General features: G+C 32.7%; 14 protein-coding genes and 1 riboswitch. Of the genes, 11 read left to right on the forward strand and 3 right to left on the reverse strand.

Going from position 1 to position 13,130, the window contains the following annotated elements; all coding sequences use genetic code 11:
- Positions 1-248: 248 nt before the first annotated feature.
- Positions 249-833: a pseudouridine synthase gene (locus tag EAG11_RS13050; protein WP_129539554.1), complete on the forward strand. Its 585-nt coding sequence runs from the start codon at positions 249-251 to the stop codon at positions 831-833.
- A gap of 60 nt (positions 834-893) precedes the next feature.
- Positions 894-1,349: a tRNA (cytidine(34)-2'-O)-methyltransferase gene (locus tag EAG11_RS13055; RefSeq protein WP_129539555.1), complete on the forward strand. Its 456-nt coding sequence runs from the start codon at positions 894-896 to the stop codon at positions 1,347-1,349.
- 34 nt (positions 1,350-1,383) lie between these two features.
- Here the strand turns inward: EAG11_RS13055 and EAG11_RS13060 are convergent, their stop codons facing one another.
- From EAG11_RS13060 to EAG11_RS13070, 3 genes are all read right to left on the reverse strand, one after another.
- A complete protein-coding gene (locus EAG11_RS13060; protein WP_129539556.1) occupies positions 1,384-2,160 on the reverse strand; it encodes an ABC transporter ATP-binding protein in 777 nt (258 codons plus the stop codon).
- 106 nt (positions 2,161-2,266) lie between these two features.
- Complete coding sequence (locus EAG11_RS13065; RefSeq protein WP_129539557.1) at positions 2,267-3,295, reverse strand: iron ABC transporter permease; 1,029 nt, start codon at positions 3,293-3,295, stop codon at positions 2,267-2,269.
- Between the two features lie 6 nt (positions 3,296-3,301).
- A complete protein-coding gene (locus tag EAG11_RS13070; RefSeq protein ID WP_129539558.1) occupies positions 3,302-4,444 on the reverse strand; it encodes an ABC transporter substrate-binding protein in 1,143 nt (380 codons plus the stop codon).
- A gap of 129 nt (positions 4,445-4,573) precedes the next feature.
- Here EAG11_RS13070 and EAG11_RS13075 point away from each other — a divergent pair, with 129 nt between their 5' ends.
- The 9 genes from EAG11_RS13075 (at position 4,574) to EAG11_RS13115 (ending at position 13,124) form a co-directional block, all read left to right on the forward strand.
- Positions 4,574-4,930 carry a DUF5522 domain-containing protein gene (locus EAG11_RS13075; protein WP_371414587.1) on the forward strand — a complete coding sequence of 119 codons (357 nt, stop codon included), beginning with the start codon at positions 4,574-4,576 and terminating at the stop codon, positions 4,928-4,930.
- 24 nt (positions 4,931-4,954) lie between these two features.
- Positions 4,955-5,320 (forward strand): four helix bundle protein, encoded by a 366-nt coding sequence (locus tag EAG11_RS13080; protein ID WP_129539560.1) that lies wholly within the window; start codon positions 4,955-4,957, stop codon positions 5,318-5,320.
- A 157-nt stretch (positions 5,321-5,477) separates the two neighbouring features.
- Positions 5,478-5,987, forward strand: coding sequence for a bifunctional adenosylcobinamide kinase/adenosylcobinamide-phosphate guanylyltransferase (gene cobU, locus EAG11_RS13085; RefSeq protein ID WP_129539561.1), 510 nt, complete (start codon positions 5,478-5,480; stop codon positions 5,985-5,987).
- 53 nt (positions 5,988-6,040) lie between these two features.
- Positions 6,041-7,720: a nicotinate-nucleotide--dimethylbenzimidazole phosphoribosyltransferase gene (gene cobT / locus EAG11_RS13090; protein ID WP_129539562.1), complete on the forward strand. Its 1,680-nt coding sequence runs from the start codon at positions 6,041-6,043 to the stop codon at positions 7,718-7,720.
- Positions 7,721-7,733: 13 nt separating this feature from the next.
- A complete protein-coding gene (tnpA, locus tag EAG11_RS13095) occupies positions 7,734-8,174 on the forward strand; it encodes an IS200/IS605 family transposase (RefSeq protein WP_129539563.1) in 441 nt (146 codons plus the stop codon).
- 343 nt (positions 8,175-8,517) lie between these two features.
- A complete protein-coding gene (locus EAG11_RS13100) occupies positions 8,518-9,315 on the forward strand; it encodes an adenosylcobinamide-GDP ribazoletransferase (RefSeq protein ID WP_129539564.1) in 798 nt (265 codons plus the stop codon).
- A complete protein-coding gene (cobC, locus tag EAG11_RS13105) occupies positions 9,300-9,836 on the forward strand; it encodes an alpha-ribazole phosphatase (RefSeq protein ID WP_129539565.1) in 537 nt (178 codons plus the stop codon). The genes EAG11_RS13100 and cobC overlap by 16 nt, the downstream gene beginning before the upstream one ends.
- Positions 9,837-9,913: 77 nt before the next feature.
- A riboswitch (cobalamin riboswitch) is annotated at positions 9,914-10,147 on the forward strand.
- Positions 10,148-10,174: 27 nt separating this feature from the next.
- Entirely contained in the window at positions 10,175-12,037 is a 1,863-nt protein-coding gene (locus tag EAG11_RS13110) for a TonB-dependent siderophore receptor (protein WP_129539566.1), read from the forward strand.
- Positions 12,038-12,041: 4 nt separating this feature from the next.
- Positions 12,042-13,124, forward strand: coding sequence for a YncE family protein (locus tag EAG11_RS13115; protein WP_129539567.1), 1,083 nt, complete (start codon positions 12,042-12,044; stop codon positions 13,122-13,124).
- Positions 13,125-13,130 lie beyond the last annotated feature (6 nt).

Consider the following 13,130-nt stretch of genomic DNA (forward strand, 5'->3'; position numbering starts at 1 on the left):
AAAATCAAAACTAGTTGTCTAATGCTGACTTTATTGTATTAAAACTCTGTATCGCTTCGGTATATATAATAACTGGCAACTATTTCCATGATTTTTTAACAACTTCAATCTTCCTTTGATTAGCTTATTTGCTATTACAGTAATTCGGGCTGTTTATTTGTCGCTGAATAAAATCAAAACAATAAGTCAGATTAAGGATAAATGGGATTTCTTGTGAAACAAACCTATCTTTGCACAAAAATTCTAGCATGCCACATCAACATTTTATTCTTTCTAAGCCATACGGTTATTTAAGTCAGTTTATATATGAGCTAAAAAGAAAGAAAAAACTATTAGGTGAATTATATAATTTCCCTGAAGGCACAATGGCTATTGGCAGACTTGATGAAGATTCAGAAGGTTTGCTATTGCTTACCACTGATGGAAAAGTAAGTGAACAAATAAGAAGTAAAAAAGTCGATAAGGAATACTACGTTCAAGTTGATGGAATTATTACTCCTGAAGCAATTGAAGAATTACAAAAAGGGGTAGAAATAGGTTTTGATGGTGGAAAGTATAAAACCAAACCTTGCTCTGCTTTTATCGTTACCGAAATTCCTGATTTTGGTCCTAGAGCAAAAAAAATTCGAGACGAACGACATGGTCCCACTTCATGGGCTTCGATAACGGTAAATGAAGGTAAATTTCGCCAAGTGCGAAAAATGACTGCTGCCGTTGGTTTTCCTACTTTAAGATTGGTACGTGTTCGTATAGGAAATGTATATTTGCAAGGCTTAAAAGCTGGGGAAGTTCTTGAAGTACCCAATTTTAAATTAGATAATATATCAATCTGATAATTAAATAATTAGATAATTTTCAAATTAACAATTAACCGAATAAACAAATTAACGACAATGTTAAATATAGTTCTCGTAGAACCCGAAATACCTAATAATACTGGAAATATTGGCCGATTGTGCGTTGGTACCCAAAGCCGATTGCATTTAGTGCATCCATTTGGTTTTGTTATAAATGATAAAAACCTAAAGCGTTCCGGACTCGATTATTGGGTTCATCTTGATGTAACCGAATATCAAAATGTGGCCGAATGGAAAGCTCAAATTCCAGATTTATCACGCGTATTCCTTATGAGTTCTCATGCCGAAAAATCATATCTTGAAACTGATTTCCAAGATGGAGATTGGTTGGTTTTTGGTAAAGAAAGTGTAGGATTGAGTAAGGAAGTTTTAGAACAGTTCGAAAATCATCTTACGATTCCGATGTCATCTTTAATCAGAAGCTTTAATATCGCAAATTCGGTTGCTTTTGTTGTTGGTGAAGCTAAGAGACAGATTGGATTAAAGCTTTAAACGGTCATTTATCCAATCAGACAAATCTAAATTTTTAAGTAATTACAAACTTTCCTTTTTCGGCATCAAAAGTAATATGATCATCTTTAAACAAAGTTGCAAAACTACCTGTCGCAATTAAGTTGCAAGGCTCGTCCTGTATAACTGTTTCAGGTGTCATAATAATCATTTCATCACTTAATTGAATTGCCAAATCAATATCATGTGTAGAAAACAGGATGCATTTTCCTGTTTCATTTGTTAGCTTCTTGAGCAATTTAAACAAAGCTACTTTGTGTAATAAATCAAGATGTGTTGTAGGCTCATCAAGAATAATAAGTGGCGTATCTTGTGCCAAAGCTCTTGCAATTAACACTTTTTGCAATTGTCCATCACTTATTTCGTAATGTTTTTTATGCGATAAATGGCTTATTTGAGTGAGTTCCAATGCCTCATTTACTTTTTTGATATCGTATCTACTTAAAGTTCCAATCCAGTTAGTATAAGGCTGACGTCCTAAAGCTACCAATTCAAAAACGGATAAATTACTTGACGGTAATTTTTCAGTTAAAACAATACTTAAGTTTTGAGCTAAATTTAGTGGTTTATATTCGAATACATTTTTATCATTTAATAAAACTGTTCCTGACAGCGGATGTTGAATTCCTGTTATGGTGCGCAACAAAGTCGATTTCCCAATTCCGTTAGCACCAATTAAAGCTATAAGTTTGCCTGGTTCTAAGTTCAGGTTTAAGTTTTGAGCAATAGTTATAGTTGCTTTCTTGGACTTGTAGCCAATACTTAAGTTCGAAGTTGATAAGATAGTTTCCATTTTCTTTAAGGTACTAAGATGCAAAGTAACTAAGGTTCTAAGTTTTAAAATTCATTCTAGTCACAAATTGTAATCTATTTAAGACTATAATCAGTGACAAAAACATTTACTCAAAATTTCTTTTTCGAACTAATAGCCAAATTACTACTGGTGCTCCAATTATTGATGTTATTGCATTAATAGGCAATGTGGTTTCTAATCCTGGTAATTGTGATGCGATGTCGCAAAACAACATAATTATTCCGCCATAAAAAAGAGTACTCCAATATAAAACGGCATGATTACTAGTTCTGAATGTAAGCTTGGCAATATGAGGAACAGCTAGCCCGATAAAAGCTATTGGCCCTGCAAAAGCGGTAACACTTCCGGCTAAAATACTTGTTGCCAAAATGATGATGAGCCTTGTTCTCTTGAAATTAAGCCCCATGCTTTTGGCATAATTCTCTCCTAGAAGCAATGCATTTAATGGCTTAATACTAAAAGCACTTAAAAGCAAGCCAATACTAACACTAACTGCTAAAACAATAATCGAAGACCAAGAGAGATTCCCCAGACTTCCTAATGACCAAAAAGTGAATTTCTGTAATTGTTCTGCCGAACTAAAATAGGTTAAAACTCCAACAATGGCACTGGTAAAACTACCAAACATAAGTCCTACGATTAAAATAGCCATAGTATTTCGTAATCGTTGCGATACTAATAAGACCAGAAATAAAACAGAAATACTTCCTAATGTCGATGCGAATACGATTCCGTAGCTTGATAGCAAAATTGTATTTAAAAATGAAGGTAATAAACCCGCTCCTAAAATTACAATAGCTACTGCTAATATTGCTCCCGAACTTAATCCTAAGACATCTGGACCAGCCAATGGATTCCTAAATAATGTTTGCATTAATAAACCGCTTATCGCTAATCCTACACCTACCAATACTGCCGTTATAGCTTTGGGCAAACGGTAATTAATTATGATATATTCCCATGTTGATTTACTTGCTTCCCCTCCTGTTAAACTGGTATAAACTTCTTTGAACGGGATTGTAATTGACCCAAAACTAATATCTAGAAAGAATAGTAACAAAAGTGCTAAACCGAGTATAAAGAACAAGATTGTATTTCGCTTTTGATTCGCCAATGGAAGTTAGTTTAATTTAGACGCAAACGCAAATTCATAACTTGGCAATAACTCAGGATGAAATATCTTAATGTAATCTTTAAGAACTAAATCTGGACGGCTTGGTGCCAATTCATAATAAACCGTTCCTCCAGTTGCTCCAAATTTACTCTCGAAAGTATATACATTTTTCGTTTTAAAAGCATCGAACTGGCTGTAATGTGGATTACTTTTTTCTAATTCTGATAATGATTTAAAAGAACCTGTCGCAATCCAAACCGAAGCTGTTTTGGCTTTATCTAATATTTTTTCAAAAGATAAGCCCTGACTTCCTGTTCCTTCTAGATTTGCCCATAAATAATCGGCTTTGGCATCGGCCATAAATTGGGCAACCCAACTATTTCCTTTAGCAACATACCATTGATCCATATACATCGAACCATATAAAACTGTTGAAGTTGCTTTCTTTGAAGACACTAATTTTTTAGCCTCATTATAACTAGTTACAATTTTATCAAAAAGTTCTTTGGCTTGCGCTTCTTTTCCAAATAATGCTCCGTAAAGTTTAATCCATTCCGCTTTTCCTAGTGGTGATTGTTCCATCCAATCGGCTTGAATAAGCACTTTTAAACCGCTTTTTTGTAAATTATCTAACATTGGGTTGTTGTTATCTACCCCAAAAGTGACAATTAAATTTGGTGCTAATTCTATAAGTTGTTCGATATTTAATTTTTCATTTTGACCTACATTCTTAACAGAACCTTTATCTATTAATTTTCTGGTTTTCTCCGAAGAAACATAATCGGTATGTGGAAAACCTACCAAATTATTTTCGACATCAAGCATTTCTAAAAACGGAATATTAGTTGTTGATGTTACTACAATTGTCTGTAAAGGAACCTGAATAGTTGTATAAGTTTTTAAGCTATCTGGTACAACTCCGTCTTTTTCTTTTAATACATAAGTATAAGCTTTTCCAGCATCTGGCCATGGATTTGAAACTTTTACAACTGAATAACCTGTGAATTTATTAATAGAAAGTCCCGAGGCATATTCGATACTGTTTTGTCCTATTTCAGTTTTTGTTTCTGGCGTACTTTCATTTTTCTTGCATCCTATTACTACTAAAAAAGAGAAAAGAAAAACGACTTTATGTAATGATGACTTCATATGTAGTTACTATTTGTTTTATAAAGGTTGTAGACAGTAGCAAAGGTAGCGCTATTTCCAAATTTCTTGTTTACTTTTAAACGTAAAAAATTGAACAAATAGTATCTTTGTTGTATGAATGGTCTTAAAGTGAAAAATTGCTCTAGCTGCGGAACTGCATTTAATTGTGGAGATTCTCCCGATGGAAACAAATGTTGGTGCAACGACTTCCCTCCTATTTTTGTACCTTCGGAAGTTGTAGATTGTCTTTGCCCGAATTGTTTCAAAAATGCTTGCGCTGTAAAAATAGATGATTATGTAAATACAATTACTCCCGAAATTGCAATTGATAATAAAGCTTCGGTTTTACCTAAAAACAATACGCTAATTGAAGGAATCGATTATTATCTGGAAAATGGAAATTATGTTTTTAAGGAATGGTTTCATTTGAAAAGGGGAAGTTGTTGTGGAAACGGATGTAGACATTGCCCCTATAAACAATTGTAAATTATTAATTGTTAGTTATTAATTATGAAAAACAATATTGTAAAAGATAAAAGTTTTGATTTCGCCATTCGGATAGTTAAATTATATCAATACTTATGTACTGAGAAAAAGGAATTTATACTTTCTAAACAACTTTTAAGATCAGGAACAAGTATTGGTGCAATGGTTCGAGAAGCAGAACATGCTGAAAGTAAAAATGATTTTATCCATAAATTTGCGATTGCTCAAAAAGAGACCAATGAATCCGTTTATTGGTTAGAGTTATTAAAAGCAACTGATTATTTAAATGAAAAACAATTCGAAACCATATATAATGATGCAATTTCAATATTAAAACTTATAACTAGTATCCTTAAAACTACTAAGCAACAACTTACAATTAATAATTAACAACTAATAATTAAATTGTTGCGTTAGGGATAGTAGTGGCATCCTTTTATTTTTTTCTTTAAAAAATAAAAGATATAGCATCCCGATAGCTATCGGGAAGCCCGACCGAAGGGAACGCTCTTCTTAAATTTACAATTCATAATTAACAATTATAAAAATGATTTACTTGATTACTGGTGGGGAACGTTCGGGGAAAAGTGGTTATGCTCAAGAACTGGCTTTAGAACTTACGAATACGCCAATTTATGTGGCGACGGCTCGAAAATGGGATGAAGATTTCCAGAATAGAATTGACAGACACCAACAAGAACGAGACGAACGCTGGACAAATATTGAAAAGGAAAAACACTTGAGCGAAATTGATTTTTCGGGTAAAGTGGCTTTGATTGATTGTGTAACGCTTTGGTTAACGAACTTTTTTGTTGACACTAAAAACGATGTTACATTATCTCTTGATGAAGCTAAAGCTGAATTCTTGAAAATAGCCAATCAGCCAGATGCAACCTTGATAATTGTAACTAACGAAATCGGAATGGGACTTCATGCTGATACACATGTAGGAAGAAAATTTACGGAATTACAAGGCTGGATGAATCAGTTTCTTGCCAAAAATGCCGATACTGTTGTATTAATGGTTTCTGGAATTCCGGTAAAAATAAAAGGATAATTTGGTTATGTCCCTCTGAACCTTTGCGCCTTTGAACCTTAAAAAGAAAAAACATGAGTTATTTAGATGATATTTTAAAATCACGCCGCGATACACGCCATTTTACAAATGATGAAGTTCCTGACGAGGTTATCCAAAAAGCGTTGCAGGCAGGACATTGGGCACCTTCGGTAGGTTTGACTGATGCAACTAAATACTACATCATAAAATCTGATGGGGTTAAAAAAGCTATCAAAGATTTATTTTTAGATTATAATAAAAAAGCAGAATCATTAACTGATGATGAGCACCAAAAAGAACATTATAAATCCTTAAAACTAGAGGCCATTGAGGAAGCTCCGATTGGGATGATTATTGCGTATGATCGCTCGGTACTGAACAACTTTACTATAGGAACTGTTGGTAGTAATGAAGCGGTAAAATTTAGCTCGGTTTGTGCTGCCCAAAATATATGGTTATCACTTACGGAACAAGGTTACGGTATGGGTTGGGTTTCTATATTAAACTATTATCAGTTCAAGAAAATAATTGACTTACCCGAAAACATAGAGCCACTAGGCTATTTTTGCATTGGAAAACCCGCAACGAACTATGACAATCAACCGATGTTGCAACAATTGAACTGGAAACAGAAATCAGAAACTTTTGATTGCATCGAAATTAAAACTATAAATGAGAGTTTTGCTCCGAAATTAGATTTAGAAAATCAATCGAAAATTGAAATTACTGCTTCTTTCAAAGAATCACTACAACATAAAATTGACTCAAAAACGAAACCTCTTGGTTCTTTGGGTATTTTAGAAAAATTAGCATTCCAAATCGGGACTGTTTTTCAGACTTTGAATCCTGAGATTATAAAACCTAATATCGTTGTTTTTGCCGCAGATCACGGAATTGCCAATCATGGTGTAAGCGCGTATCCGCAAGACGTTACCCGACAAATGGTCGGTAATTTTCTTGAAGGTGGAGCAGCAATTAATGTGTTTTGTAAACAAAACAATATTGAACTTTCTATCGTAGATGCTGGTATAAATTATGATTTCCCTACCAATGCCAATTTAATTAATGCTAAAATTGCTAAAGGAACTCAGTCCTTTTTACATGTTCCCGCAATGAGCGAAACTGAACTACAATTATGTTTCTTAAAAGGATCTGAAATTGTTGATTCTATTGCAAAAACAGGAAGTAATTGTATTGGGTTTGGCGAAATGGGTATTGGGAATACCTCTACAGCTTCTGTCTTGATGAGTGTTTTAACTAGTTTCTCTATTAAGGAATGTGTGGGAAAAGGAACTGGAGTTGATGATGCTAAACTAAATGAGAAACAGGAAATCTTAAAAAAAGCTATCGAAAATTATTCTGGTCAAGCCGAATTAAAAGAGCAACTAGCTTATTTTGGTGGTTTTGAAATCATGCAGATGGCTGGCGGGATGTTAGCCGCTTATAAAAACAACATGCTTATTCTTGTAGATGGTTTTATTTGTACTGTCGCCTTTTTAATTGCCTTTAAAATAAATCCTGACATTAAAAAGAATGCAATTTTCTGTCATTCTTCGGCTGAACAAGGACATCAGAAATTATTAGATCATCTTGAGGCCAAATCGGTTTTACAACTTGATTTACGCTTAGGCGAAGGAACTGGTTGTGCCATTGCTTTACCAATATTACAATCGGCAGTGTCTTTTCTTAACGAAATGGCTACTTTTGAGAATGCTGGGATTAGTAATAAGTAAGAGTTTAAAAATTATGCCATTTATAAAAGTATATATACACTTAGTTTGGAGTACTAAAAATAGAGTTCCCTATTTAGATTCTGCAGAATTGCGTCAAAAAGTCTGGCAACATATAAGAGAGAATGCAAAAGAAAAAGGAATTTATATTGATTTTATAAATGGATATTCAGACCATTGCCATTGCCTTATTTCATTAGGCGTAGACCAAAACATCCAAAAAACAATACAATTACTAAAAGGAGAGTCTTCGTTTTGGATTAATAAAAACCAATTAACTAAAGAAAAATTTGAATGGCAAGATGAGTATTTTGCAGTTTCTGTTTCTGAATCTATTATTGATAGAGTAAGAGACTATATTAAAAATCAAGAAATACATCATACTAAAAAAACACTTCAGGAAGAATATAATGAGTTTATTCTCAAGTATGGATTTCAGAAAACAAATAATAAATAAAGATTTGGCTAAAGCCAATAACATAACAAATTTCGTATCCTCCAGATAAATCTGGAGGCAATTCAATTTCTAAGATTGTCAATAAAATAAAATAACAATCTTAGAAATTGAATTGCCAACATCTTTAGATGTTGTTTTATTAAATGACAAACAAATTGGCTTTAGCCAAATACTTAATAGCAGCATGATTTTAATAAATATACTCCAAAGTAACCTAACAAAAGCATCAATACATAAAAACAAATTTTATAGACAATCTAAATATTGAATTGCCAACATCTTTAGATGTTCGTTAACAATAGGTTAATCATATTGGCTTTAGCCAAATAAACAAAATCATTAAATGAAAAAACAACTCCATATATTTTTTACTGCATTAATGTTCTACACAAGGATTCCTTGTCCTAAAAACATCGATCATAATCCTGATTATCTTAATAAAGCAAGTCGTTATTTCCCTTTGATAGGTTGGATTGTTGGAGGGATTTCTTTTCTGGCTTTTTATGGAGCTTCATTTTTAGTATCATTATTTGCTGCAGTAATTATAGGAATGATTGCTGGAATCTTGACTACAGGAGCATTTCATGAGGATGGTTTTGCGGATGTTTGTGACGGTTTTGGTGGCGGTTGGACCAAAGAAAAAATCTTACTTATCATGAAAGATAGTGCCATTGGAGCGTATGGAGCTATTGGCGTTGTATTATTATTTTTATTGAAATTTCAATTACTTTCAGAACTAGTAACAACAGAAATAATTACAAACCAGAAATCAACATTCACAATTTTATTATTATTTATTGCAGGACATTCTATTAGTCGTTTGGTGGCTATAAGCATTGTATTTACTCATGAATATTCTCGTGAAGATGCTTCAAGCAAAAGTAAACCAATCGCTAAAAGTTTTAGCTGGAAAGAAGTTGTAGGCTCTTTCTTTTTTGGTTTATTACCTCTTTTAGTTCTTTCTTATTTTCAGTACCAAATACTGTTGGTCATACTCCCAGTCTTTCTTGCTCGTTATTTCTTAGCTCGTTATTTCCAAAAATGGATTGATGGTTATACAGGAGATTGCCTAGGTGCCACACAACAAGTTTGCGAAGTTATTTTTTACTTAAGTGTTATAGCAATATGGAAATTTATTTAGTTCGCCATACCGAAACTGTTTGCGAAAAAGGAATTTGTTACGGTCAAACCGATGTAGATATTGCTGAACCTTACGATTTGATTTTTGATAACATCGCAAAGCAATTGCCTGGTGATGCAATCTTATATTCTAGTCCATTGAAACGTTGTGCATTACTTGCTAAACATATCCAAAAAGAAACCAAAATTTCAAACTACCAAGAAGACAAACGCTTGATGGAAATGAATTTTGGCGATTGGGAAATGAAAAATTGGAATGAAATTGCTCAAGAAGATTTAAATCCGTGGATGGAAGATTTCGTAAATATTCGAGTTCCAAACGGAGAATCTTTTATTGATTTACATCAAAGGGTAACTCATTTTATAGAAAACGAAATACTTATCAAAAAACCATCAAAGGCAATTATAATTACACATGCTGGAGTTATTCGAAGCATTTTATGTCTTTTGAATTCACTTCCTTTAAAAGATGCTTTTCAAAACAAAGTCGATTTTGGACAGGTTATAAAAATTACAATATAAAACTATAAACGAAACCTTCGATTTACATTCTGGGTTAAAGTCTAAACAAAATTGATTTTTAAGCATTTTTAACTTTATATTTGTAGCCACATTAAGGTTGTGCCATATTTATTAGACACATTAAAAGGGAATCAAGTAATTGAAGTTTGAAATTATCAAAATCAACATTCGTAAATCTTGAGCTGTACCCGCAACTGTAAACTTAGTTCCGAAAGGAATGCTTGTTGTTAACTACAAAACCACTGTTTTAAAACGGGAAGGAAAACAACAAGACGTAAGCCAGGAGACCTGCCTTTGTTAACAAATATCGAACTCTCGGGAAAAAGAGTTTAGAAATTATGACATTACAAAAGTTATACATCTGTCTTTCACTCTTAGCTTGCCAATTTATTTTGGCACAAAATGATTCTATAACAAAATTAAAAGAAGTTATAGTTTCAGATACTAACCTCAAGAAATACTCAGACTCACAATCGGTTCAATTACTTAATGATTCTATTATTAATAAAAACCAAGCATCCTTAACATCTCTTTTAAATTATAACACTGTTATTTACTTTAAGGAAAATGGACTAGGAATGACTTCTGCACCTTCTTTTAGAGGAACGACAGGCGCCCAAACTGCAGTTATTTGGAACGGAATAAACATCAATTCTCAATTTTTAGGTCAAGCAGATTTTAATACAATTGGAACTAGAGATTTCAACTCTATTGCTGTAAAAGCCGGAGGAGGAAGTGTATTATATGGAAGTGGCGCAATAGGCGGAAGTATTCACTTAAATAATGACATACGTTTTAAAAAGGATTTTTCTAACCATTTGTTTCTCAGTGGAGGCAGTTATGATACTTATAGCACAAATTATCGTGCTAACGTTTCGTCCGACAAATACAGCATTCAAGTTAATATTTCCAGAAATAGTTCTGATAATGATTTTAAATACCCTGGAACTACTGATCAAAAAAACATTAATGGTGCATACTATAACACGAGTATGAATACAACATTTGGTTATAAAATAGACTCTAAAAACTCCTTGAAATTATATAGTCAGTTTTATGATGCAGAGCGTCATTTTTCTTTGACTTCTCCAAACGCTACCAAAACAAAATATAATGACTTTAACACTCGTAATCTTTTAGAATGGGAGAATACATTTAATCGGTTTACTTCTAAATTAAGGATGGCACATATTGGAGAATCTTATAAATATTTCCCAAGTATTACCTCCGATTTTTATACTTATGGAAAAGTTGAAACTTCTATTATAAAATATGATTTAGCTTTTGATGTAAATGACAAGATTAAACTGAATTCTATCATTGATTATAATCGTAATAAAGGATATGGCTCTAGTATAAATAATGTAAAAAGGCAAGTTGGTTCTGCTAGTTTATTATTACAGCATTTCGTAACTGACAAATGGGATTACACAGCTAGTATTCGTCAGGAATTAACAGATAATTATGGAAATCCTTTTCTTTTTTCTTTAGGAACAAGGTATCAATTTACAGATTTTTATCGCATAAAATTAAACGCTTCTAAGAATTTCAGAATGCCTACTTACAACGATTTATTTTGGGAAGGAAGTGGTAACCCTGATTTAAAGCCTGAAACTTCTTATCAGGGAGAAATCGGCAACGAGTTTTTTACAAAAAAATTCTCATTATCTGTAACTATGTATTACAATTCGATAAAAGATTTATTACGTTGGGTACCATCCCAAGGTGGTGGTGATAACTGGTCTCCAGAAAACACAAGCAGAGTAAGAGCTTATGGTGCTGAAGTACTTTTAGAATGGAGAACAAAAATAGAAAATCATAATTTCACACTTAACGGAACCTATGCCTATACTGTTTCAGAAAGCAAGCAATTAATTAAAGGCGAATTATTTTATAAACAACTTATATATGTCCCTTATCATAAATTAACTGGATCTGTTTCTTACAATTGGAAAAAAGTTTCTTCTTACTTTCAATACTTATATAACGGAGAAGCATTTAGCACTCCTTTTAATAATCCTGCTACCAAAGTGAAACCTTATAACGTTGGTAATCTAGGAATTGATTATGACTTAGGAAAAAAGAACAGTTACAAAATTGGATTACAAATACTGAATATCTGGAACGAAGATTACCAACCAGTTATTGGAAGACAAATGCCTGGAAGAAATTACACCATATATATAAACCTTAACTTTTAATACCATGAAAAAATTTAATAAGCTATTTTTAGCTGTCATTGTAAGCGCTACATTTTTTGCATCTTGTAGTAATGACGACGATACCATTACTCCAGAACCAGAACCTGCACCACGTGGAAATTACGAAGGAGGACTATTTATTATCGAAGAAGGTGTTTTTGAAAAAGTAAATGGATCTATTTCCTATTTATCAGACGACTTAAAACTCGGGAAAAATGTTTTTTCTTTAGTTAATGAAGGTAAAAATATTAAAGATGCTCCTCAAAGCATTGGTTTTAATGGTGATTATGCTTACATCATTGTAAATAGAGGAAATAAAATTGAAGTAGTTAACCGAAATACATTTAAAAGTATTGCTACAATCAACACAAAGATAAATAGCCCAAGATATATTGCATTTGCAAATGGAAAAGGATTTATTACAAACTGGGGTAACCCAGTAGACCCTTCAGATGATTATGTAGCTGTCATTGATTTAACAACAAATAAAGTTACATCAACAATTCCTGTTGTTGAAGGTCCTGAGCAAATAATCGAAAATGACAACAAACTTTATGTAGCTCACAAAGGTGGTTGGGGCCAAGGAAACTCATTATCTATTATCGACGCTAGTAATAATACAGTTACAAAAAACTTTGCAGTAGGAGACGTACCTAGTTCATTAGTAAAAGATAATGGCACTTTATATGTTTTATGTAATGGACGACCATCATACGTTTCACCTGAAACAACTGGTAAATTAGTAAAAATTAACATGAGTAACAATACCGTTTCATCTACAATTGATTTTCCTGGCATCACTCATCCTAGCTTCTTAGCTATTGAAAACAACAAACTGTATTATACTGTTGGAAATAATATCTATGCTGCATCAACAAGCACAACAACGTTACCAACTACAGAAATATTTAAAGCAAAAGAAGTTAGTGCTCTTTATGGCTTTGCAGTAAAAAACAACAATATATATATTGCTGATGCAGTAAATTTTCAAGACCCTGGAGATGTTTATATTTATTCTTTAACAGGAGTTTTATCTAATGAATTCAGTGTTGGAATATCACCAAATGGCTTCTATTTTAACAAATAGTAAATT

The organism is Flavobacterium sp. 140616W15 (assembly GCF_003668995.1).
Lineage (GTDB): Bacteria > Bacteroidota > Bacteroidia > Flavobacteriales > Flavobacteriaceae > Flavobacterium.